Origin of the sequence: Cellulosimicrobium sp. 4261, from assembly GCF_040546915.1 — a bacterium.
GTDB classification, from domain to species: Bacteria; Actinomycetota; Actinomycetes; order Actinomycetales; family Cellulomonadaceae; genus Cellulosimicrobium; species Cellulosimicrobium cinnabarinum.
Map to the genome: position 1 here is coordinate 186,741 of NZ_JBEPOQ010000003.1, position 22,013 is coordinate 208,753.

Annotated in this window: 18 protein-coding genes and 1 riboswitch; of the genes, 7 read left to right on the forward strand and 11 right to left on the reverse strand. The window is 75.3% G+C overall.

The window, feature by feature from the left end; translation table 11 throughout:
- The first annotated feature begins 5 nt into the window (after positions 1–5).
- Genes ABIE39_RS05450 through ABIE39_RS05460 form a run of 3 tightly spaced genes read left to right on the forward strand, consistent with a single transcriptional unit; the run spans position 6 to position 3,318 of the window.
- Positions 6–626 carry a GNAT family N-acetyltransferase gene (locus tag ABIE39_RS05450; RefSeq protein WP_354050732.1) on the forward strand — a complete coding sequence of 207 codons (621 nt, stop codon included), beginning with the start codon at positions 6–8 and terminating at the stop codon, positions 624–626.
- Positions 623–1,678 carry a GNAT family N-acetyltransferase gene (locus tag ABIE39_RS05455; protein ID WP_209827166.1) on the forward strand — a complete coding sequence of 352 codons (1,056 nt, stop codon included), beginning with the start codon at positions 623–625 and terminating at the stop codon, positions 1,676–1,678. Before ABIE39_RS05450 ends, ABIE39_RS05455 begins: the two co-directional genes overlap by 4 nt.
- Entirely contained in the window at positions 1,675–3,318 is a 1,644-nt protein-coding gene (locus ABIE39_RS05460; RefSeq protein WP_354050734.1) for a succinic semialdehyde dehydrogenase, read from the forward strand. Before ABIE39_RS05455 ends, ABIE39_RS05460 begins: the two co-directional genes overlap by 4 nt.
- Positions 3,319–3,328: 10 nt before the next feature.
- Here the strand turns inward: ABIE39_RS05460 and ABIE39_RS05465 are convergent, their stop codons facing one another.
- From ABIE39_RS05465 to ABIE39_RS05485, 5 genes are all read right to left on the reverse strand, one after another.
- Entirely contained in the window at positions 3,329–3,874 is a 546-nt protein-coding gene (locus ABIE39_RS05465) for a SanA/YdcF family protein (protein WP_354050736.1), read from the reverse strand.
- Positions 3,875–4,143: 269 nt separating this feature from the next.
- Positions 4,144–5,121: a DUF4031 domain-containing protein gene (locus ABIE39_RS05470; RefSeq protein ID WP_354050738.1), complete on the reverse strand. Its 978-nt coding sequence runs from the start codon at positions 5,119–5,121 to the stop codon at positions 4,144–4,146.
- A 120-nt stretch (positions 5,122–5,241) separates the two neighbouring features.
- Complete coding sequence (locus tag ABIE39_RS05475; RefSeq protein ID WP_074808948.1) at positions 5,242–6,501, reverse strand: acetate/propionate family kinase; 1,260 nt, start codon at positions 6,499–6,501, stop codon at positions 5,242–5,244.
- Positions 6,498–8,687, reverse strand: a complete 2,190-nt coding sequence (gene pta / locus ABIE39_RS05480) for a phosphate acetyltransferase (protein ID WP_175007873.1) — start codon at positions 8,685–8,687, stop codon at positions 6,498–6,500. The genes ABIE39_RS05475 and pta overlap by 4 nt, the downstream gene beginning before the upstream one ends.
- Positions 8,684–11,185 (reverse strand): phosphoketolase family protein, encoded by a 2,502-nt coding sequence (locus tag ABIE39_RS05485; protein WP_209827182.1) that lies wholly within the window; start codon positions 11,183–11,185, stop codon positions 8,684–8,686. Before ABIE39_RS05485 ends, pta begins: the two co-directional genes overlap by 4 nt.
- A 260-nt stretch (positions 11,186–11,445) precedes the next feature.
- Here ABIE39_RS05485 and ABIE39_RS05490 point away from each other — a divergent pair, with 260 nt between their 5' ends.
- Positions 11,446–12,339, forward strand: coding sequence for an SURF1 family protein (locus tag ABIE39_RS05490; RefSeq protein WP_354050741.1), 894 nt, complete (start codon positions 11,446–11,448; stop codon positions 12,337–12,339).
- 194 nt (positions 12,340–12,533) lie between these two features.
- Positions 12,534–12,815: a hypothetical protein gene (locus tag ABIE39_RS05495; RefSeq protein ID WP_354050743.1), complete on the forward strand. Its 282-nt coding sequence runs from the start codon at positions 12,534–12,536 to the stop codon at positions 12,813–12,815.
- A gap of 142 nt (positions 12,816–12,957) precedes the next feature.
- Here ABIE39_RS05495 and ABIE39_RS05500 read toward each other — a convergent pair whose 3' ends face one another.
- Genes ABIE39_RS05500 through ABIE39_RS05510 form a run of 3 tightly spaced genes read right to left on the reverse strand, consistent with a single transcriptional unit; the run spans position 12,958 to position 17,548 of the window.
- Positions 12,958–13,995, reverse strand: a complete 1,038-nt coding sequence (locus ABIE39_RS05500; RefSeq protein ID WP_175007877.1) for a GNAT family N-acetyltransferase — start codon at positions 13,993–13,995, stop codon at positions 12,958–12,960.
- A gap of 26 nt (positions 13,996–14,021) precedes the next feature.
- Positions 14,022–15,755 (reverse strand): ABC transporter ATP-binding protein, encoded by a 1,734-nt coding sequence (locus tag ABIE39_RS05505; RefSeq protein ID WP_354050745.1) that lies wholly within the window; start codon positions 15,753–15,755, stop codon positions 14,022–14,024.
- Positions 15,752–17,548 (reverse strand): ABC transporter transmembrane domain-containing protein, encoded by a 1,797-nt coding sequence (locus ABIE39_RS05510; RefSeq protein WP_175007879.1) that lies wholly within the window; start codon positions 17,546–17,548, stop codon positions 15,752–15,754. Before ABIE39_RS05510 ends, ABIE39_RS05505 begins: the two co-directional genes overlap by 4 nt.
- A gap of 121 nt (positions 17,549–17,669) precedes the next feature.
- On the opposite strand from ABIE39_RS05510, the gene ABIE39_RS05515 reads away from it, so the two are divergent.
- Together ABIE39_RS05515 and ABIE39_RS05520 are read left to right on the forward strand one after the other, a co-directional pair.
- A complete protein-coding gene (locus ABIE39_RS05515; RefSeq protein WP_354050747.1) occupies positions 17,670–18,116 on the forward strand; it encodes a DUF3817 domain-containing protein in 447 nt (148 codons plus the stop codon).
- Positions 18,113–19,423, forward strand: coding sequence for a ThiF family adenylyltransferase (locus ABIE39_RS05520; RefSeq protein ID WP_354050749.1), 1,311 nt, complete (start codon positions 18,113–18,115; stop codon positions 19,421–19,423). The genes ABIE39_RS05515 and ABIE39_RS05520 overlap by 4 nt, the downstream gene beginning before the upstream one ends.
- A gap of 98 nt (positions 19,424–19,521) precedes the next feature.
- On the opposite strand, the gene ABIE39_RS05525 is transcribed toward ABIE39_RS05520, so the two are convergent.
- The 3 genes from ABIE39_RS05525 to thiO all read right to left on the reverse strand — a co-directional run bounded on the left by ABIE39_RS05525 (position 19,522) and on the right by thiO (position 21,905).
- Positions 19,522–20,364, reverse strand: coding sequence for a thiazole synthase (locus tag ABIE39_RS05525; protein ID WP_354050751.1), 843 nt, complete (start codon positions 20,362–20,364; stop codon positions 19,522–19,524).
- 9 nt (positions 20,365–20,373) lie between these two features.
- On the reverse strand, positions 20,374–20,607 hold the full coding sequence (thiS, locus tag ABIE39_RS05530) for a sulfur carrier protein ThiS (RefSeq protein ID WP_076405108.1): 234 nt from the start codon (positions 20,605–20,607) through the stop codon (positions 20,374–20,376).
- A 5-nt stretch (positions 20,608–20,612) separates the two neighbouring features.
- Positions 20,613–21,905 carry a glycine oxidase ThiO gene (thiO, locus tag ABIE39_RS05535; RefSeq protein WP_354050753.1) on the reverse strand — a complete coding sequence of 431 codons (1,293 nt, stop codon included), beginning with the start codon at positions 21,903–21,905 and terminating at the stop codon, positions 20,613–20,615.
- Positions 21,895–21,997, reverse strand: a riboswitch (TPP riboswitch). (Overlaps the previous gene by 11 nt.)
- Positions 21,998–22,013: the final 16 nt, after the last annotated feature.

Here is a 22,013-nt window from a genome sequence, read left to right on the forward strand (position 1 = left end):
GCGCCGTGGCCGGACGCATCGCCGACGGTCCGCGCCTGACGCACGCCGGTGACGGCGTGCCGGGCGGCGGAGCCGTGCCCGCCGAGGGCGCGGGCCGCCCGGGGACCGACGCCGTGGACGGGGCCTCCACGGAGGTGGCCGCCATCGACGTGTCCTTCACGGAGGTCGAGGACGGCGACGTCGAGGCGGTCGTCGCGCTGTGGCGCGACCCCTACCGCGACCTCGCCGACGCCCGTCTGGGCGAGACCTCGACCGTCCTCGTGGGCCGCGCGACGCGGGACCTGCCCGCGGTGGCCACGGACGGCGCACCGGGGGAGCCCGGCCCTCGCGAGGTCGCGGCCGGGGAGCTCGTCGCGACGGCGATGACCGGCGTGGACGGGCACCGGGGCTGGCTCTACTACGTGGCGGTCGACCCGCGCCTCCAGGGCCGCGGGGCGGGCCGTGCGACGGTCGTCGCGGCGGAGGCGTGGCTCGCCGCCCAGGGCGCGCGGGCCGTGCGCCTCATGGTGCGCGCCACGAACGACGCGGTGCGTGGCTTCTACGAGCGGCTCGGGTACGCGGACCAGGAGTGCGTCGTGCTCGGCCGCCCGCTCGGCGCCCCGGACGCCCGCGACGCCGGACGATGAACCCCGCCGCGTGGCGGCCGGACGACGACGACCTCGCCGCCCTCGAGACCGAGCACCGCGCGCGCGTCGCCGCGCTCGACCCCCTCGTCGCGGTCCCCGCCCTCGGCGCCACGACGGACGACGAGCGACTCCTCGCCGTGCGGCTCCCGGACGGCTCGCGCGCCGCGGGGCTCCTGGGCGTGGGGGACGTCCGGCCGGACTCCGTGGCGGCGGGGTTCCGCGCGCTGCGCGAGCACCGGCTGCGGGCGCGCGCAGCGGGACCGGACGTGGGTGGCGCGGTCCGCGCGCTCGTGGCGGTCTGGACGGCGCGCGTGGGGCGCGACCCAGGTAGGGCACCGGAGGGCGACGGGCTGCCCGAGCGGGGCCCCGCGCCCCGCGACCACGGCCTGGCGCTCCTGTGGCCGAGCCGCGACGTCGAGGCCGTGGGCGCGCTCGCGGCGAGCGGCCTGCGCCCGACCGTCCACCTCGCCGCGCGCCGCGGCGCCTCCTCGGTCCGGCCCCGCGACGACCTCCCCGGGATCGTGCTGGCCGACGCCGGCCCGGACGACGTGACCGCCGTCGTCGAGCACCAGCGCGCCGAGCTCGCGTACGACGAGCTCGTGGGCGCGGCCCGCGTCCGGCCGCTCGCGGCCGAGCACCTCGCCGCCCAGGTCGCGGCCGCCGTCGAGAACCCGCGCACCACGGTGCTCGTGGCACGCCGCCAGGTGCCGGGGGAGCGGGCGGGCGAGGTCGTGGGCGTCGTCGCGGTCGAGCCGCCCGAGCGCTCCGGGGCCGTGGCCGGGACGGTCGCGGCAGGGCCGGTCGCCTATCTCGTCCTGCTGCACGTGACGGGCAGCGCGCGCGGCACCGGCCTCGGCGGGGCGCTCGTCGACGCGGCGCTCGCGCGCGTGCACGAGCGGGCGGGGCCGGGCGCCGTCGTCGTGCTGCACCACGGCGTGCTCAACCCGCTGTCCGCGCCCTTCTGGGCGCGGCAGGGCTTCCGGCCCGTGCTCACCACGTGGGAGCGGCCCGTCGACGCGCTGTCAGCGCCACGACGTAGCCTGTCCCCATGACGAGCTCATCCGGCACACCCGGCTCCGGGCGCGGCGACGGCGCCGCGCTGGACGGTCTGATCGACCCCGAGAACCCGGCCGCGACCTACGTCCTCGAGCCGGAGGTCGTGGCCCCCCTCGCGCAGCGCGTCGTCACGTCCAACGAGGCGGGCATGCACCGCTCCGTCCTGCCCTCCACGGGAGCGCCGCTCGCCGCGGTCCCCGTGTCGTCCGTCGAGGACGTCGCCCGTGCCGTGGCGCGCGCCCGGGCGGCGCAGCCGGCCTGGGCCGCCCGCTCCGTGCGCGAGCGCGCGGCCGCGCTGCGGCGGTTCGGCGAGCTCGTGCTCGCGCGCCAGTCGGACGGCCTCGACCTCATCCAGATGGAGTCCGGCAAGTCGCGGCGCAGCGCGTTCGAGGAGATCGCGGACGTCGCGATCCTCACGCGTCACTACGCCCAGCGCGGCCCGCGCTACCTCGCCGACCGGAGGGCGCCCGGGATGCTGCCCGTGCTCACCGGCACGCGCGTGCACCGTCGCCCCGTGGGCGTCGTCGGCGTCATCGCGCCGTGGAACTACCCGCTGACGCTCGCGCTCGCCGAGGCCGTGCCCGCGCTCGTGGCGGGGAACGCCGTCGTGCTCAAGCCGGACCCGCAGACGACGCTCACCGCGCTGTGGGGCGCGGAGCTGCTCGAGGAGGCGGGACTGCCCGCGGACCTGTTCCTCGTCGTCGCGGGCGGGGGAGAGGTCGGCGCCGCGGTGACCGACCACGTGGACCACATCGCGTTCACCGGCTCGACCGCCACCGGCCGCAAGGTCGCCGCGCGCGCGGGGGAGCGCCTCATCGGCGCGACGCTCGAGCTCGGCGGCAAGAACCCGCTGTACGTCGCGGCCGACGCCGACGTGCGCGCCGCCGCGCGCGGTGCCGTGCGCGCGTGCTTCTCCAACTCCGGCCAGCTCTGCGTGTCGATCGAGCGGCTCGTGCTGCACGAGGACGTCGCGGACGCCTTCCTCGACGAGTTCGTGCCGCTCGTCCGCGAGATGCGCCTCGGCGCGGGGCTCGACTACTCCGCGGACATGGGGTCGCTCACGTCGCAGGCGCAGCTCGACCGCGTGGTCGCCCACGTCGAGGACGCCATCGCGCGCGGCGCGCGCGTCCTCGCGGGCGGCGTGCACCGGGCGGACATCGGCCCGTGGTTCTACGCGCCCACCGTCCTCGACGACGTGCCCGACGACGCGGCGTGCGCGCGCGAGGAGACGTTCGGCCCGGTCGTCTCCGTGCGCCGGGTCGCGAGCGACGACGAGGCCGTCGAGGTCATGAACGACACCGAGTACGGGCTCAACGCGAGCGTGTGGACGCGCGACGCGGCACGGGGCCGTCGGATCGCGGCGCGCGTCGAGGCCGGGACGGTCAACGTCAACGACGGCTACTCCGCGACGTGGGGCTCCGTCGGGGCCCCGATGGGCGGGTTCAAGGCGTCCGGCCTCGGGCGCCGCCACGGGCGCGAGGGGATCGAGGCGCTCACCGAGGCGCAGACGATCTCCGTGCAGCGCGGCGCGAACCAGGGCCTCACGCTCGACACGCTCTACCAGCTCGGCGGCGAGCTGCCGAGCAAGGTCCTCACGTCGGCGCTCGACGTCATGCGCCGCCTGCGGCTGCCCTGAGGAGCCCCGCTCAGCGGAGCACGGCGTCGAGCACGGCCTTCGTCGCCGCGGGGACCTCGCGGGCGCGGTAGAGCACGGCCTTCCACGGCTCGACGCTCGTCGCGCTGACGCCGACCCCCACGGCGTCGAGACCTGCGACGCGGCACGAGAACAGCGTGCGCGGCAGGTGGTACCCCTGCGTGACGACCACCGCCGTGCCGACGCCGAACTCCGACGCCGCGCGCGTGCACGTCGCGTGGGTGTCGAATCCCTCGCGGTCGAGCAGGATCGCGTCGTCGGGCACGCCGCGGCTGAGCAGCCACGCGCGCATCGAGCCGGGCTCGTCGTAGTCGTCGTGCGCGTCGCCGCTCACGAGCACGACGGGCGCGACGCCCCGGCCGTAGAGCTCCGCCGCCGCGTCGAGCCGACGGCGCAGGTACGTGGACGGAGTCCCGTCCGGCCGCAGGCCCGCCCCCGGCACGACGATCGCGTCGCTCTCCGGCACGTGCGCGGCGTGGGCGACGTGCGCGCGCCCGACCGCCTGCACGACGACGAACGGCGCCAGCACGAGCACCACGAGCCCCGTCGCCGTCCCGAGGGTGAGGCGCCGCCGTCGGGACCGGCGCGGACGACCCCCCGCAGGCCGGCCGGACGGTGGTGCCGGAGGTGACGCCGGATCGTCGATCACGTCCTGACCCTAACGCCGCCACCGCGTCGACCAGGCCCTCCTGGCCGGCCGAGCAGGTTGTCCTGGTCCGTCCGCAGTCCGGGACGGACCACGACCGCCTGCTCGGCGGATGGGGGTGGGGGCTGGGGTGGGGGCGGGGCGGGGGCTGGGAGTGAGGGTCAGGCTCGGGCGTCGAGGGTCGTGAGCTCGGCGGTGAGGTTGGCTCGGGCGCGGTCCTCCCAGAGCGTCGCGCCCTGCGGGGTGCGGAACAGCGCACCGCCGGCGAGCAGTCCGCGCAGGACGGCGGCCCGCCCGGCCCGGAAGGTGTCGTCGGGCACGTGGGCGTACTCGGCGCGCACCTGGCGGGCGTAGCGGGCGTACCGGTCCGGCGCGGACCCGAGGACGGCGAGGTCGGCGTCCGAGACGAGCGCCCCGGGCCCGTCGTCCTCGGCCGGGGCGTGGTCGGTCGTCACGAGCACGAGCCGCACGACCTCCTCGACCTCGCGAGCACCGAGGTGGCTCGCCAGCCGGGCGTCCGCGAGCTCGGCCGACCGCTCCTCGTCGCGGCCCGCCTCGCCGTCGTGCACGGCGTCGTGGAACCACAGCGCGAGCTGCGTCACCCCGGGCGTCGCGCCCGTGACCGCCGTCGCGCCGCCCGACGCGCCCGTGGCCGACGCCGCGCCACGTGCCACGCCGACCGACGGCGCGGCGTCGGGCACGCCGGGCGGGCGTCCCTCCAGGAGCGCGAGCGAGTCGAGGGCGTGCACGAGGTGCTCGGGCCCGTGGTAGACGCGGTGCGGCTCGTGCCAGCGCTCGACGAGCTCGACCCCGACGTCGCGCGCGCCCGGGAGGAGCGCGTCCCAGCGCGCGAGGAGGGCGTCGGCCTTCGCCGCGCTCCGTGCCCGGCCGGGCACGCGCAGGCCCGAGGCGCCGAGGCGCCGGGCGAGCTCACGACCCCCGACCGGGACCGCGCCCGCGGCGACCGCGACGTCGTACCGCTCGGCGGCGACGTCGTAGTGGTCGAGGTCGAACGCCCGCGGGCTCACGCCGATCGACGCCGCGAACGCGTGCAGCTCCGCGAGCGACGCGTCGGACACGAGATGGCTGAACAGCGTCCCGTGCGCGGGCCACGCGGGCGGGTCGATGAGAACGGTCACCGCCCGAGCATGCCACCGACCGGTGAGCCGACGCGCGGGCGTCGGCTCACCGGCCGGGGAACGGGCCGAGCCCGGCGGGGCTCCCCCGGCAAGGTCCGGGCGAGTCCCGGGCGGCGAGCCTCAGCCGGCGCGCGACGCCGCCTCGACGACCTCGACCGACTGGCGGGCGATGGCGAGCTCCTCCATCGTCGGGACCACCATGACGAGCGTGCTCGTCCAGTCCGGCGAGATGACGCGCGGCTCGCCGGAGTCGACGGCGTTGCGGTCCGGGTCGACGGCGAGGCCGAGCGGCTCGAGGCCCTCGACGACGGCGGCGCGCACCTCGGCGTCGTGCTCGCCGACGCCCGCGGTGAAGGCCACGACGTCCACGCGGCCGAGGACGGCGGCGTACGCGCCGACGTACTTGCGGAGCCGGTGGATGTACACGTCGAACGCGAGGCGGGCGCCCTCGTGACCGGCCTCCATGAGCCGGTGCAGCTCGCGGAAGTCGTTCACGCCGGACAGGCCCTTGACGCCCGAGCGCTTGTTGAACAGGTCGTCGATCTCGTCGATGCTCATGCCCGCGTTGCGCGCGAGGTGGAACACGACCGCCGGGTCGATGTCGCCGGTCCGCGTGCCCATGACGAGGCCCTCGAGCGGGGTGAGGCCCATCGAGGTCTCGACCGGCACGCCGCCCTTCACGGCCGACGCCGAGGCGCCGTTGCCGAGGTGCAGGACGATCGTGTTGAGACCCTCGATCCGGCGCCCGAGGACGCGCGCGACCTTCCCCGAGACGTACTGGTGGCTCGTGCCGTGGGCGCCGTAGCGCCGGATCGCGTACTTCTCGGCGACCTCGGCGTCCAGGGCGTACGTCGCCACGTGCGCCGGCAGCCGCTGGAAGAACGCCGTGTCGAACACCGCGACGTGCGGCACGTCGCCGAGCAGCGACCGCGCGACCTCGATGCCCTTGACGTTCGCCGGGTTGTGCAGCGGCGCGAGCGGGGACAGCGAGCGGATCCGCTCGAGCACGCCGTCGTCGACGAGGACCGGGTCGGCGAACAGCGAGCCGCCCTGCACGACGCGGTGCCCCACCGCGTACACGTCGGCGTCGGAGAGCGTCGGGCCGACCTCGTCGAACATCCCGAGCGCGATGCGCAGCGCGTGCCCGTGGTCCGCGACGGGCTCCTCGCGCGTCGTCGTGTTCCCGGCGAACCGGTGCTTGATGATCCCGGACTCCTCGCCGATGCGCTCGATCGTGCCCGCGGCGATCGCCTCGCCGCCGACGGGGTTGACGAGCTGGTACTTGAGCGAGGACGACCCCGAGTTCATGACGAGCACGGACCCGTGCGCGCCGTACGCGCTGTAGGGGTTGGGGCGCTCGCCCTCGGGCAGGATCGTCATGACGTGGCTCCCTGGGAGTCAGAGGTGGGGTCGACGGCGTCGGCCGGGGCCTGCGCCTGGATCGCGGTGATCGCGACGGTGTTGACGATGTCCTGCACGAGCGCGCCGCGCGAGAGGTCGTTCACCGGCTTGTTGAGGCCCTGGAGGACCGGCCCGACCGCGACGGCGCCCGCCGAGCGCTGCACGGCCTTGTAGGTGTTGTTGCCCGTGTTGAGGTCCGGGAAGATGAACACGGTCGCGCGCCCCGCGACGTCCGAGCCCGGCATCTTCGACGCCGCGACGGACGCGTCCACCGCGGCGTCGTACTGGATCGGGCCCTCGACGAACAGGTCGGGGCGGCGCTCGCGCACGAGCGCCGTGCCCCGGCGCACCTTGTCCACGTCGGCCCCCGATCCGGACTCGCCGGTCGAGTACGACAGCATCGCGACCCGCTGGTCGACGCCGAACTGCTGCGCCGTCGCCGCCGAGGAGATCGCGATGTCCGCGAGCTGCTCGGCCGTCGGGTCGGGGATGACCGCGCAGTCGCCGTAGACGAGCACGCGGTCCTGCAGGCACATGAGGAACACGGACGAGACGACGGACACGCCCGGCTGGGTCTTGATGATCTCGAACGACGGCTTGATGGTGTGCGCCGTCGTGTGCTTCGCGCCCGACACCATGCCGTCCGCGAGGCCGAGGTGGACCATCATCGTGCCGAAGTAGGACACGTCCTGGACGCGCTCGCGCGCCTCCTCGAGCGTCATGCCCTTGTGCGCGCGCAACCGCTGGTACTCCGCGGCGAACCGCTCCACGAGCTCCGGGTCGTGCGGGCTGACGACGTGCGCGGCGTCGATGTCGAGGCCGAGCTCCGCCGCGCGGGCACGGACCTTCTGCTCCTCGCCGAGGATCGTCAGCTCCGCGACCTGGCGGCCGAGCAGCGTGGACGCGGCGCGCAGGATGCGGTCGTCGTCGCCCTCGGGCAGCACGACGTGCTTGCGGTCCGCGCGGGCGCGGGACAGCAGCTCGTACTCGAACATGAGCGGCGTGACGACCTCGGGGCGGGGCACGTCGAGCCCCGCGAGGAGCGCCGCGCCGTCGACGCTCTGCTCGAACAGGGCGAGCGCCGTGTCGACCTTGCGCTGCGACTCCTTGGTCACGCGGCCCCGGGCGCTCGCGGCGGCGCTCGCCGAGCGGAACGTCCCGAGGTCGGTGCGGATGACCGGCAGGCTCGGGTCGAGGTCCGCGACGAGGCGCGCCGTCGACTCGGGCGGGAAGAACCCGCCGTTGAGGATGACGCCCGCGAGTGACGGGAAGCCGGACGCCGAGTGGGCGGCGAGCAGCCCGATGAGGATGTCCACCCGGTCGCCGGGCGTGATGACGACGGCGCCGTCGGTGAGCCGGTCGAGCAGGTGCTCGAACGACATCGCGCCGACGAGCAGGTCGGTCGCCTCGCGCGCGAGGAGCTCCTCCTCGCCGAACGCGAGCGTCCCGCCCACGGCCTCCATGAGGATCCGCACGGTCGGTGCGTCGAGGAACGGGTCCTCGGGCACCGCCCAGCCCGGCAGCCGCGTGCCCGGGGCGGGCTCCGCCGTCGGGCCCGACGATGTCCCGCCCGCGAGCGGCTCGCCGTCCGGGCCGAGCGACCCGAGGAGCGCGCGCACCGCGTCGAGGTCGTCGGGCTGCACGCGGTTCGCGACGACGCCGATGGGCTGCGCGTGCTGCGAGCGCAGCTCGGCGACGCTCACCTCGATGAGGTTCCCCACGGCGTCGGGCGTGCGGCCCTTGCCGGAGACCACGAGGAGGACCGGCGCGCCGAGGTTCGCCGCGACGCGCGCGTTGAACGACAGCTCGGTCGGCCCGGCGACGTCGGTGTAGTCGGTGCCCACGACGACCACGAAGTCGCACTGGCTCGCGACCTCGTGGTACCGAGCCACGATCCGCGAGAGCGCGGCCTCCTGGTCGGCGTGGACGTCCTCGTACGTGACGCCGATCGCCTGCTCGGCGGTCGTGTCGACGCCGTCGTGCGCGAGCAGGAGCTCGAGCACGTAGTCCTGCACGTCCGGGCCGGCGGCCCGGGTGACCGGTCGGAAGACCCCGACCCGCTGGACCTTGCGGACCAGCAGGTCGAGGACCCCCAGCGCGATCGTGGACTTGCCCGTCTCGCCCTCGGGCGAGGTGATGTAGATGCTGCGAGCGGTGTCGCTCACTCGTTGTCTCCTCCGGTGTCCTGCACGGCGGCGCTCGCGCCGTTGTACTGCGGGCCACCCTCCTCGGTCGCCGTCTCGCCGACGTCCGGCCACACCCAGTCGCGCACCTCGGGGATGTCCTCCCCGTGCTCGCGGGTGTACTGGCGGGCCGCCAGCCGCGCGTCGACCATCTCCTGGCGCAGACCCGCGTAGGTCGAGCGCAGGGACGGCACACGGTCGATGACGTCGACCACCAGGTGGTAGCGGTCGATGTCGTTGAGCATGGCCATGTCGAACGGGGTGGTGGTGGTGCCCTCCTCCTTGTAGCCGCGCACGTGGATGTTCGCGTGGTTCGTGCGGCGGTACGTGAGGCGGTGGATCAGCCACGGGTAGCCGTGGTAGTTGAAGATGACGGGCCTGTCCGTCGTGAAGAGCGTGTCGAAGTCCTTGTCCGACATGCCGTGCGGGTGCTCCTTCTCGTCCTGGAGCCGCATGAGGTCGACGACGTTCACGACCCGGACCTTGAGGTGGGGGATGCGTCGGCGCAGGATGTCCGCCGCGGCGAGCACCTCGAGCGTGGGCACGTCGCCCGCCGAGCCGAGCACGACGTCCGGGTCCTCGCCCTCGACCTCCGTGCCGGCCCACTCCCAGATGCCGAGGCCGCGCGTGCAGTGCGCGACCGCCTGGTCCATCGACAAGAACTGCGGCGCCGGCTGCTTGCCTGCGACGACGACGTTCACGTACTGGCGCGAGCGCAGGCAGTGGTCGTAGGTGGACAGGAGCGTGTTCGCGTCCGGCGGCAGGTAGACGCGGACGATCTCGGCCTTCTTGTTCACGACGTGGTCGATGAAGCCCGGGTCCTGGTGGCTGAAGCCGTTGTGGTCCTGGCGCCACACGTGGCTCGACAGCAGGTAGTTGAGGCTCGCGACCGGCCGCCGCCACGGGATGTGGTTCGTGACCTTGAGCCACTTCGCGTGCTGGTTGAACATCGAGTCGACGATGTGGATGAACGCCTCGTAGCTCGTGAACAGGCCGTGCCGCCCGGTGAGCAGGTAGCCCTCCAGCCAGCCCTGGCACTGGTGCTCCGAGAGCATCTCCATGACGCGGCCGGCGCGCGCGAGGTGCTCGTCGACGTCAGGCCCGAAGAAGTCGGCGTTCCACTGCTTGTCCGTGACCTCGTACACGGCCTGGAGCCGGTTCGACGCGGTCTCGTCGGGGCCGAAGATCCGGAAGTTGTCCGGGTTCATCCGCACGACGTCGGTGAGCCACTGCCCGAGGACGCGCGTCGACTCGGCGATGGAGCTGCCCGGCGCCTTCACGTCCACGGCGTAGTCGCGGAAGTCCGGCAGCCGCAGGTCCTTGAGCAGGAGCCCGCCGTTCGCGTGCGGGTTGTCGCTCATCCGGAGCGTGCCCTCGGGGGCGAGCGCCGCGACGTCGTCGACCAGGCGGCCGTCCTCGTCGAAGAGCTCGTCGGCCCGGTACGACTCGAGCCAGCCGCGCAGCACCTCGAGGTGCTCCGGGGTGTCCCGGGCGCTCGCGAGCGGCACCTGGTGCGCGCGCCACGAGTCCTCGGTCTTCTTGCCGTCGATGACGGGCGGGCACGTCCAGCCCTTCGGCGTGCGGAACACGATCATCGGCCACGCGGGCCGCTCGTCGTTCCCCGCCGCGGCGTCGGCCTTGATCTGCGCGATGTGGTTGAGCACCTCGTCGAGGAGGTGCGCGAAGCGGCGGTGCACCTCGAAGTGGTCCTCGCCGTCGAACCCGCCCGTGAAGAAGTAGGGCGTGTGGCCGTAGCCGATCATGAGGTCGCGCAGCTCGTCGTCGCTGATGCGCGCGAGCACCGTCGGGTTGGCGATCTTGTAGCCGTTCAGGTGCAGGATCGGCAGCACGACGCCGTCGTTGCGCGCGTTGACGAACTTGTTCGAGTGCCAGCTCGTCGCGAGCGGGCCCGTCTCCGCCTCACCGTCGCCGACGACCGCGGCGACGAGGAGGTCGGGGTTGTCGAACGCGGCGCCGTACGCGTGGGAGAGCGCGTAGCCCAGCTCGCCGCCCTCGTGGATCGACCCCGGCGTCTCCGGCGCGACGTGGCTCGGGATGCCGCCCGGGAAGGAGAACTGGCGGAACAGCCGGCGCAGGCCCTCGGTGTCCTGGGTGACGTCCGAGTAGGTCTCGGAGTACGTCCCCTCGAGGTACGCGTTCGCGACGAGGCCCGGGCCGCCGTGGCCGGGACCGGCGACGTAGATCGTCGACTGGCGGCGCTGCGCGATCGCGCGGTTGAGGTGCGCGTAGAGGAAGTTGAGGCCCGGCGTGGTGCCCCAGTGACCCAGCAGGCGCGGCTTGACGTCGTCGCGGTCCAGCGGCGTGCGCAGCAGCGGGTTGTCCAGGAGGTAGATCTGGCCGACGGAGAGGTAGTTCGCCGCGCGCCACCAGGCGTCGACGCGACGCAGGGTGTCGTCGTCGAGCGGTGCGATCTCGGCGGGTTGCCAGGCGGTGGACTCGGTGACGGTGGTCGTGCTCATCTCACGCTCCTGCGGGGGAAGGGTCCGTGAACGACTACGGCTTCATACAACCCCATCGACCGGGGGCCTGCACTATTCCTCCTGGCGCCCGGCGGTGTGACCTGCGCCCACGACGGCACAAAAGGTCCAAGGTCCCGCGGACGGGAACCACGGTCGAGGACGTTGTCCCCGGCGGCGGAGGTCCGTGGGCGGCGTGTGACGTTCGCCCGGGAGGCGGGACGGATGCGGGGACTCGCCCGCGCCCCGGATACCGTGGGGTCGTGCCCGAGCCCACCGCGCCCCGCTCGTTCTGGGCGGTCGCCCGCGAGCCCCGGGTCGTCGGGCTGCTCGTGCTCCTCCTCGTCGCCGCGGCGGTGTGCGCGCGGCTCGGTGTCTGGCAGCTCGACCGCGCCCAGCAGCGTGCCGAGCTCGCGGCGCAGCACGAGGCCGCCGAGCTCGAGGCCGCCGGACCCGAGGGCGTCGGCGTGCTGCTCCCGCCGCAGTCCACGTTCCCCGGCGAGCTCGTGGGCCGCCAGGCCTGGGTCGAGGGCGAGTACGACGCGGCGGGGCAGCTCCTCGTGGAGGGTCGCGCGCTCGACGGCCGCGTCGGCTACCTCGTGCTCACCCCGCTCCGCGTGACCGACGACGGCACGCAGGGCGCGTCGTGGGCCGACCTCTCGGGCGCCCCGGTCCTGCCCGTCGTGCGGGGCTGGGTCGAGTCGCCCGAGGAGAGCGCCGCGCTCGACCCGCCCGACGGCGTCGTGCGCCTCACCGGCTACCTCCAGGCGTCCGAGGCGGCCGGGCAGGGCGGCTCCGCCCCTGGTCGGACCGACGCGATCTCGACGGGCGAGCTCGTCAACCAGTGGGGCGGGCCGATGTACTCGGGGTACCTCGTCCTGCTGTCCTCGGACCCGGCGCAGCCGTCGGCGGCCGACGGCGGCCCCGCCCAGCTTCCGCGCCCCACCATCGAGGGCGGCACGGGGCTCAACCTGCAGAACCTGTTCTACGCGCTCCAGTGGTGGGTGTTCGGCGGGTTCGCCGTCCTGCTGTGGGTCCGGCTCGTGCGCGACGAGGCGGCGGGCGGCAAGCGCCGCACCCGCGGGGAGGACGCCGGGATCGCGGGCCTGCCCGGTCCCGCCGACGTCGACGCGACCGGACCTCGACCGGCCCCCTGAGGCGCGGCCGGGACCGCGCGTCCCGGCCCGGGCCGGGGGTGGGACGATGCCCCGTCTCACGACGTGACACAGCGGTTGCCCGGGATATGTACGGGCCGCAGTCTTATCCCGCCCGGGCAGAGTGTCCGGGCGGTCCGCCGGTCGGCGTCGCCCGGCGGTCGGAGAGACACGGGGGTACTCCATGAAGAAGCGTCTTGCACCGTTCGCCGTGGCAGTCGTCACGATCGGCCTGGTCCTCGCCCCGGCGGCGAGCGCGAGCGCGGCGAGCCAGGACCACGCCGTACAACTGCGGCACCCGCGACGCGAAGATCACGGCGAGCGCGCCGACGAACGTGTCGCTCACGGCCAACGGGGCGACCAAGAGCGCGCGCAACAGCGCGGGCGCGGCGGTCACGCTGTACGACTACGACGGCCAGGGCACCGCCTACGCGACGTCGACCGACGCGTCGGTGGCGATCCACGTCTCGTGCTTCTGACGCGTTCGTCCCGGCGGGTCGCCTGACTCCGTAAGGTCGCCCGACGCGTCATCCGGTGCCCGGTCGTCGTCCGCGACGGCCGGGCACCGGCACGTCCGGCGACCGGTGCGCGTCCGACGCCGCCGGCACCGCCGGGCGGCGGTCAGCCGTCGAGGTCGAGGTCCTTGAACCACGACTCGGTGACGTAGTCCGTCTCCCAGCCGAGCGAGCGGTAGAGCTGGTCGGCCTTCGTGGGGGAGTCGGCGTCGACCTCGAGCGCCACGCGGTCACGACCGTCTCGGGCGGCGTCCGCGATCACCGTCGCGAGGAGCGACTTCGCCACGCCGCGGCCGCGGGCGGCGCGCGTCACGCCGATGTACTCGACGTAGGTGCCCCGTGCGCCGCTCTCGCCGGCGGCGATCGACGAGCACACCACGGTGCCCGCGGGCACGCGGCGGCCGTCGTCGGTCTCCACGTACGCGAGCCACCAGTGGTCCCAGCTGTGGCCCGGGTCCTCGCGGAGCCGCTGCACGAACTCCGAGAAGCTCTCGCGGTAGGAGTTGAAGTGGTCCTGGAAGGACGTCTCCAGCATCTGGTGCACGACCTGGAGGTCGGTCGCGACGGGCATCCCGTTCTCGTGCCGCTCGACCGGCCGGACCGTGACCCCGGCGCGCGGTGCGAGCGCGGCCTCGTCCGGGACGACGGGGCGCGTCATGTGCAGCCAGCTGCGCCGTCGGGCGTACCCGGCGCGCGTCAGCCACTGCGCCTGCCGCGTGTCGTCGGCGAACGGGCTCTCGTCGAGGCGCGTCGCCGTCACCCCGCGCAGGCGCGCCATCGCGACCGCCGTGCGCTCCGCCCAGCGGTAGAACGCGTCGGCGATCGCGTCGACCTCGGGCACGTCGCGGTCGAAGTAGCCCCAGACGGTCGCCCGCCCGGCGGCGCGGTCGTGCACGGTCACCCAGGCGCGGGGGACGTCGTCGGGCCCGACGGCGACGAGCTGGCGCCGCGTCCACGACGCCAGCCCCGCGACCTCGGACTCGATCCCGGCGGGGTCGACGTGCGTCGACCCCGTCCCCTGGAGCTCGTCCAGGCGTCGCAGCCGGACGAGGGCGTCGATGTCGGCGTAGCCGGGGACCCGTGCCCGCCAGGGGCTCGGGAGGGTCGGGAGGTCGTGCGGGGTGGCGCTCGTGGTGTCAGGCATCAGCACCATCTTGGCACCGTCCGGCGCTATTCCTGCTGCCAGGAGTGCCAGAGCCGCGCGTAGTCGCCGCCCGCGGCCACGAGCTCGTCGTGCGGACCGATCTCGCTGATCCGGCCGCCGTCGACCACGGCGACGCGGTCGGCGTCGTGCGCGGTGTGCAGGCGGTGCGCGATCGCGACGACCGTGCGGCCGGCGAGCACGGCGTCGAGCGAGCGCTCGAGATGCCGGGCCGCGCGCGGGTCGAGCAGGGACGTCGCCTCGTCGAGCACGAGCGTGTGCGGGTCGAGCAGCACGAGCCGCGCGAGCGCGAGCTGCTGCGCCTGCGCCGGGGTGAGGACGTGCCCGCCCGACCCGACGGCCGTCGTGAGGCCCTCGGGCAGCGACTCGGCCCACCCGCGCGCGTCGACGGCGTCGAGCGCGTCGAGCAGCTCCGCCTCGCTCGCGTCGACCTTCGCGAGGCGCAGGTTGTCCGCGAGCGTGCCGACGAACACGTGGTGCTCCTGGGTGACGAGCGCGACCTCGCGCCGCAGGTCCTCGAGCGGCAGGTCGACGAGCCGTACGCCGCCGGAGCGGACGGACCCCGCCGTCGGAGGGTGGATGCCCGCGAGCATGCGGCCGAGGGTCGACTTGCCCGCGCCCGACGGCCCGACGACGGCGAGCCGCTCGCCCGGCTCGAGGTCGAGCGAGACGCCGTGCAGCACGGGGTGGCCCTCGCGGTAGGCGTACTCGACGTCGCGCGCGACGAGGCGGTCACCGTCGGGCACGTCGCCCGTCGGGACGCGGTCGCCGGGCACCTGCGCGACGCCGACGATGCGCGCGTACGACGCCGCGGCCACCTGGATCTCGTCGAGCCAGAAGATGAGGTTCCACACCGGCCCGGCGAGCTGGAACGCGTACGTGGTCACCGTGGCCACGGCGCCGAGCGTCGTCTGGCCCTGCGAGAGCAGCCACGCGCCCCAGACGAGCGCCGCGACGGGCGCGATCGCGATGGCCAGGTCGATGCCCGGGAACAGCACGGTGCGCAGCCCCAGGGTGTACCGCTCCGCCTCGAACGCCTCGGTGAGGTCGGCGCGCACGCGCGCCTGGCGGCGCTCGGTGAGCGAGAGCGCGTCGACGGTGCGCGCGCCCTCGACGCTCTCGGTGATGGTGCCGTTGAGCGTCGCGTAGGCGGCGGCCTCGCGCTGGTACCCGGCCGACGCGCGCTTGAGGTACCACCGCGAGACGACGACGAGCAGCGGCACGCCCACGAACAGCGCGAGCGCGACGAGGGGCGCGACCACGACGGCCGCGACCGCCGTGAGCACGAGCGTGACGACGGCGACGAGGAGCTGCGGCACGCCGAACCGCACGGCGTGCTGGATGCGGTCGACGTCGTTCGTCGTGCGCGCGACGAGGTCGCCCGTGCCCGCGCGCTCCACCGTGGACAGCGGCAGCGACGTCACCGTCTCGACGAGGTCCTCGCGCAGCTCGGCGAACACGGTCTCGCCGAAGACCATGGACAGGCGCTGCGCGTAGCGGCGCAGGACGGCCTGCGCGAGGACCGCGCCCGCACCCACGGCGACGACGGTCGTCACGTACGAGGACGTGGTGCCCTCGGTGACGGCGTCGACGAGCCGGCCGAGGAGCCACGGCCCCACGAGGCCCGCGACCGCGGCCAGCGTGTGGAGGACGGCGATGAGCACGAACGTGCCGCGGTGCCGGGCGAACAGGCGTCCGGCGGCGGCGCGGACGGCGGGGCCGTCGGCGACGGGGAGCCTCATGCCTGGCCTCCTTCGGGTGCGGTGCGGGCGAGGGCGGGGGTGTCGTCGAGCGAGCGCCCGACGACGCGCAGGTACCGGGCCGCGTCGTCGTCCGGCGCGGTCGCGGGGGAGTGGGCGCGGTCGACGAGGTCGCGGTGCGTGCCGCGCGCCGTCACCCGGCCGTCCTCGAGGAGCAGCACCTCGTCGACGTGCTCGAGCACGAGCGGCGAGGCCGTGACGACGAGGGTCGTGCGCCCGCGGCGGGCCTGCGCGAGGCTCGCGGCGATCCGCGCCTCGGTGTGCGCGTCGACGGCGCTCGTCGGCTCGACGAGGACGAGGATCTCCGGGTCCGTGAGGAGCGCCCGGGCGAGCGCGACGCGCTGGCGCTGGCCGCCCGAGAGCGACCGCCCCTTCTCGGGCAGCTCGCCCGCGAGGCCGTCGGGCACGGAGTCGAGCACGTCGTGCGCGTCGGCCGTGCTCACCGCGGCGAGCACCTCGGCCTCCGTCGCGGCACCGCGCGCGTCGAGCTCGTCGCGCAGCGCGCCCGAGAAGAGCTGCGGCGTCGCCTCGGCGACGACGACGCGGCGCCGCAGCGCGTGCTTGTCGAGCGCGGCGAGCAGCGTCCCGCCGAGCCGCACGGGCGTGGCCGCCTCCGCGGCGTCGTCGAACCGACCCAGCCGGGTCGCGACGGCCGCCGACGCGTCCGGGTCCGCCGAGACGAGCGCGACGACGCGTCCCGGCTCGAGCACGAGGCCGCTCGTCTCGTCGACCAGGGGGCTGCCCTCGGGCGGCATGGGCGCGGTGGCCGGGGTCGCGCCCGCGGCCGGCTCGACCGCGAGGACGCGCACGATCTTGCGCGCGGCGACGTGGGCGCGCGTCGCGATGTTGAGCATCTGCGTCGCGACCTGGAGCGGCCAGCCGAGGAACGCCGCGTACCCGTAGAACGCGACGAGCTGGCCGGGCGTGATCTCGCCGCGCAGGGCCGCCGTCGCGCCGAGGTAGACGACGAGCACGACGAGCAGGCCGGGCAGCAGCACCTGGAGCGCGTCGAGCGTGGCCTGCGTGTGCGCGACCTTCACGCCGGCCTCGCGGACCTTCTGCGACTGCCGCGCGTAGCGGCCCACGAACACGCCCTCGCCGCCGATGCCGCGCAGGATCCGCAGGCCCGACACCGTGTCCGCGCCGAGCGTCGTCAGGCGACCTTGCGCCTCGCGCTGCGCGGCCTGGCGCTGCTGCAGCGGCTTGACGAGCAGCGCGAGCACCGCGGCCACGACCGGCAGGCCCAGCACGACGACGAGCCCGAGCTGGAGCGACGTCGAGAGCATGATGACCGCCACGACCACGTACGCGCCGAGCGCGCCGAGGAACTGGCCCATCATCGAGAAGAGCTGGCCCACGCGCATCGCGTCGCTCGCGACGGTGGACACGACCTCGCCCGTCGGGAGCTCCTCGGTGATCGCGTCGCCCGAGCGGGCCGTGACGTCGCCCACGAGCTGCGACGTCGTGAGCGCCGAGCGCAGCCAGTTCGCGATGTCGAACCGGTGCTGCGTCACGCCCGTGACGACGATGCCCAGGCCCAGCGCGAGCAGGAGGCCCGCCCAGCGCCACAGCTCCGCGCCGAACCCGGCGGTGAGCCCCTCGTCGAGCGCGCGGCCGAGCATGTACGGCTGGAACGCCTGGCACGCGAAGTTCACGAGGCCGAGCAGCACGGACACCGTGAGCACCGTCCACTGGCGCCGGGCGATCCAGAGGAGGTAACGGGACGGGCCGCGCAGGTCGGGGGTCCCCGGGTCGGGGAGAGGGAGGGGTCGCACGGTGTTCTACCCTAGGTTCGGCGTCCGACACGCGGCGACGGTTTAACACGGCGACTGCGTCACGCCACCGCACGCGGCGGAGACCGCCGCGGCCGTCTCGCCCGGAACGAGGACCTCTCCCATGACCACGCAGGACCCGGCCACCCCGACCGACGCGCCCGTCGTCGCCCCCGCCGACGCGGCGGCCCCCAGCACGGAGGCGGCGCGCACCGCGATCCGCAAGGCGCGCGGCGCGCTCGCGCGCTACCGGGTCCTCGCGATCATCACGGGCGTGATGCTGCTCATCCTGTGCGTCGAGATGATCGTCAAGTACGGCGTGGGCCAGTTCGTCGACGTCGACGGGATCATGCGGTACGTGTCCTGGATCCCCTTCGCGCACGGCTGGATCTACGTCGTGTACCTCGTCACGGTGCTCGACCTGTGGACCAAGATGCGCTGGGGCTGGGGTCGCCTCGCGACGATGGTGTTCGCCGGCGTCGTCCCGGTCATGTCGTTCATCCTGGAGAAGAAGGTGCACGCCGAGGCGGAGGCGAAGCTCGCCGCGCTGGAGGAGCGGTACGCGGCATGACGACGCCGCTCGCGCCCCTCGTCGCGCCCGGTCCCGAGCTCTCGACGCCGGAGCTCGAGCGGTACGCGCGCCACCTCGCGCTACCGGGCGTCGGCACCGACGGCCAGCGCCGGCTCGCGGCCGCGCGCGTGCTCGTCGTCGGCGCGGGCGGCCTCGGCAGCCCCGCGCTGCTCTATCTCGCCGCCGCGGGCGTCGGCACGATCGGCATCGTCGACGACGACGCGGTCGACACGTCCAACCTGCAGCGCCAGGTCATCCACGGCGGGTCCGACGTAGGGCGCCGCAAGGTCGACTCCGCGCGCGAGAGCATCGCGGACGTCAACCCGCACGTGCACGTGGTCGAGCACGCGCTGCGGCTCGACGCGGACAACGCGCTCGACGTGCTGCGCGGCTACGACGTCGTGCTCGACGGCGCCGACAACTTCCCGACCCGCTACCTCGTCTCCGACGCGGCCGAGGTCCTCGGCCTCCCCGTGGTGTGGGGCTCGATCTACCGTTTCCAGGGACAGGTCAGCGTCTTCTGGGCCGCGCCCCGGTTCGCCGTGCCCGACGACGCCGCGCACCCGGACGCGGCGGGTCCCGACAGCGCGGAGCCGGGAGAGCAGGGTCCGCGCGGGGTCACGTACCGCGACGTGTTCCCCGTCCCGCCGCCCCCGGGCGCGGCGCCCGACTGCGCGACCGGCGGCGTGTTCGGCGCGATGTGCGGGACCGTCGGCTCCGTGATGGCGACCGAGGCGATCAAGCTCGTCACCGGCGCCGGCACGACGCTGCTGGGCCGCCTCGCCGTCTACGACGCGCTCGACCTCTCCTGGCGCCAGCTCACCGTCCGCGCCGACCCGACGCGCGAGCCCGTCGTCGCGCTCCTGCCGGGGGACGACGCCTACGCCGCGTTCTGCGGGCTCCGGCCTCCGGCGTCGGCCGCGGTGGCCTCCGGTGCCGGGGCGGCGACGACCGATGCGTCGGAGGCGGCGCCGCGCGACGTGTCCGCCCCCGACGCGGCCGCCCTCCTGCACGGCGACGACGCGCCGTACGTGCTCGACGTGCGCGAGGACTGGGAGGCGCAGGTCCGCCCGCTCCCCGGGTCGACGCTCGTCCCGAGCGGCGTGTTCCTCGGCGGCACGCAGGACCCCGCCGCCGCCGCGGCGCTCGCGGACCTGCCGGCCGACCGCCCGGTGCTCGTGGTGTGCGCGGTCGGCGGCCGGTCGGCCCGCGTCGCCGACGTCGCCCGCGCCGCGGGCATCGACGCGCGCTCCGTGGTCGGCGGCGTCCCCGCCCTCCTCGACGCCCAGGAGGCCAACGTCCCGTAGCCCGGATCGTCAGCGCCGATGCCGAGCATGCGTCTGCCGCTCGTGCAGGGCGGCTCGTGGGCTGTGTCCGCATGGTCGGCCCCACCACGGGTCTTCGGTCAGAGGGCGAGGTCGAGGCGGCCCTGGGGGGACGAGCTCGCGAGGGCGCCCTCGCGGCGGGGGATGCGCCCGGCGCCCGCGGCGAGCCGGCCCGACTCGACGGCGAGGCGCATCGCGTGGGCCATGCGGACCGGGTCGGCGGCGCGCGTGACGGCCGTCGCGAGGAGCACGCCGTCGCAGCCGAGCTCCATGGCGAGCGCGGCGTCGGACGCCGTGCCGATCCCCGCGTCGAGGATCACGGGCACCCGGGCCGCGGCGGCGATCGCCTCGATGTTGCGCGGGTTGAGGATGCCGAGCCCGGTGCCGATGGGCGCCCCCAGGGGCATGACAGCCGCGCAGCCGACGTCCTCCAGCCGTCGCGCGAGGATCGGGTCGTCGTTCGTGTAGGGCAGCACGACGAACCCGTCGCGGACGAGCTGGTCGGCCGCCTCGACGAGGCCGACCGGGTCGGGCAGGAGGGTCACGTCGTCGGCGATCACCTCGAGCTTGACCCACTCGGTGCCGCACGCCTCGCGCGCGAGGTGCGCGGTGAGCACCGCCTCGCGCACGGAGAAGCAGCCGGCGGTGTTGGGGAGCGCGCGGATGCCGAGGCGGGCGAGCAGCGCCCAGATCCCCGCGTCGGGGCTCGCGTCGCCGCCGGCACGGACGGCGACGCGACGCATCGCGACGGTGGTCAGGGCGGTGCCCGACGCGACGAGCGCGTCCTCGAGCGTGAGCAGGTTCGCGGCCCCGCCGGTGCCCATGACGAGGCGGGACCCGATCGGGGTGCCGGCGACGACGAGCGGGTCGTCGGCACCGGCCGGGCCGCTCGCGGTGGCGGGGGAGAGGTCGGTCGTGGTCATGGGTCCTCCTCAGCCGCCCTGGACGGCGGTGACGATCTCGATGCGGTCCCCGGGGGCGACGACGGTCGTCGCCCAGGCGCCGCGCGGCACGACGGCGTCCCCGACCGCCACCGCGACGCCCTGCGGCGTGCCGTCGGCGACGTAGGCGGGGACGAGCGCGGCGACGAGCCGCTCCAGGTCGACGTCGCCGTCGAGCGGGTACGGCTCGCCGTTGACGAGCGCGGTCGGTGCGGGTGCGGTCACGGGTCTCACCTCGGTGTCGTGGCGGTGCGGACGAAGCGGTCGGTGCGGGCGGTCGCGAGGGCGGTCGCGACGTCGTCCCCGGGGGCGGTCCCGCCGGGCTCGGTCCCGTCGTCCCCGGGAAGGCCGCCGAGCCCGGCGACGACGGCGTCGGCCGTGAGCGGGGCGAGCAGGATGCCGTTGCGGCCGTGGCCCGTCGCGAGGTGCAGCCCCGGGACGTCCGTGGGCCCGACGAGCGGAAGGTTGTCCGGGGTCGCCGGGCGGGCCCGCGGCGTCACCTCGACCAGGGCGGCCTCGTCGATCCCCGGCAGGAGGGCACGCGCGTCCCGCAGGAGCGCGAAGACGCCGCCGGCGGTGGCGCGGCGGTCGTCGGGGTTCTCCTCGGTGGTCGCCCCCACGACGACCTCCCGGTGCCCGGCGCGCGGCCCACCAGGCTCCGGGTCGCGCGGCACGACGTACACCGGCCGGCCCTGCACCAGCCCGCGCACGACGTGCTCCAGCGCGAGGTCCGGGCCCGCGTCGAGCCGCAGCGTCTGTCCCTTCACCGGGCGGGTGGGCACGACGACGCCCGGCACGCCCGCGAGCAGGGCGCCCGACTGCCAGCCCGCCGCGACGACGACCGCACCCGCGCGGTGGAGCCGGCCCGCGTCGTCGTGCACGCCGACGACGCGCCCGGCCGGGTCGAGCGCGAGCCGGGTCGCGGCCGCGCGGACGACGCGCGCCCCGGTGGCCGAGCTCGCGCCTGGGGCGTCGCGTCGGCCGAGCGCCGCGAGCAGCGCGGCGTGCGTCGCCCGCGGGTCGACCGCGTGGTCCGCGGGCGCCCACGCGGCCCCGGCGACGCGCGGCCCGAGGTAGGGCTCGCGGCGGCGCGCGTCGGCGACGGTGAGCTCGTGCGACGCGAGACCGTGCACCGCGTGCAGGGCGAGGACGCGACGGAGCAGCGCGAGGTCGTCCGCGTCGTAGGCGAGAGTGAGCGTCCCGGCGGTCCGCAGCCCGACGTCCGCCCCCGTCGCCGTGTGCAGGTCCGCGGCGAACGCGGGCCACGCTGCGGCGGCCGCGAGGTGGAGCCGCAGGGCGGCCTCCTCCCCGAAGTCGGCCTCGGTCACCGGTGCGAGCATCCCCGCGGCGGCGTGGGTCGCGCCCGCGCCCGGCGCCGGATCGAGCACCGTGACGGTCATGCCCGCGCTCGCCCCACGCCACGCGACGGCGAGGCCGAGGATCCCGCCCCCGACGACGACGACGTCGCGCGCCTCGCCGGGCACGGCGGAGCCACCCGCGGACGGGTGGACGGACAGGCTCATGTGCGCTCCCTTCGCTGGCATGACCCAGATCAGGTTCGACGGTCGGCGGCGACGCCCTCTCAGCCCCGTGCGGGGCTCCCGTGCTGTCGGCCACAGTACCTCCTGCGG

Bases quoted from the DNA above. Each gene is read 5' to 3' on its own strand.
- ABIE39_RS05485 (WP_209827182.1), bottom strand. From the start codon at position 11,185: ATGAGCACGACCACCGTCACCGAGTCCACCGCCTGGCAACCCGCCGAG.
- ABIE39_RS05455 (WP_209827166.1), top strand. From the start codon at position 623: ATGAACCCCGCCGCGTGGCGGCCGGACGACGACGACCTCGCCGCCCTC.
- ABIE39_RS05475 (WP_074808948.1), bottom strand. From the start codon at position 6,501: ATGACGATCCTGCCCGAGGGCGAGCGCCCCAACCCCTACAGCGCGTAC.
- thiO (WP_354050753.1), bottom strand. From the start codon at position 21,905: ATGAGCCTGTCCGTCCACCCGTCCGCGGGTGGCTCCGCCGTGCCCGGC.
- ABIE39_RS05500 (WP_175007877.1), bottom strand. From the start codon at position 13,995: ATGCCTGACACCACGAGCGCCACCCCGCACGACCTCCCGACCCTCCCG.
- ABIE39_RS05525 (WP_354050751.1), bottom strand. From the start codon at position 20,364: ATGACCACGACCGACCTCTCCCCCGCCACCGCGAGCGGCCCGGCCGGT.
- ABIE39_RS05460 (WP_354050734.1), top strand. From the start codon at position 1,675: ATGACGAGCTCATCCGGCACACCCGGCTCCGGGCGCGGCGACGGCGCC.
- ABIE39_RS05520 (WP_354050749.1), top strand. From the start codon at position 18,113: ATGACGACGCCGCTCGCGCCCCTCGTCGCGCCCGGTCCCGAGCTCTCG.
- ABIE39_RS05515 (WP_354050747.1), top strand. From the start codon at position 17,670: ATGACCACGCAGGACCCGGCCACCCCGACCGACGCGCCCGTCGTCGCC.
- ABIE39_RS05505 (WP_354050745.1), bottom strand. From the start codon at position 15,755: ATGAGGCTCCCCGTCGCCGACGGCCCCGCCGTCCGCGCCGCCGCCGGA.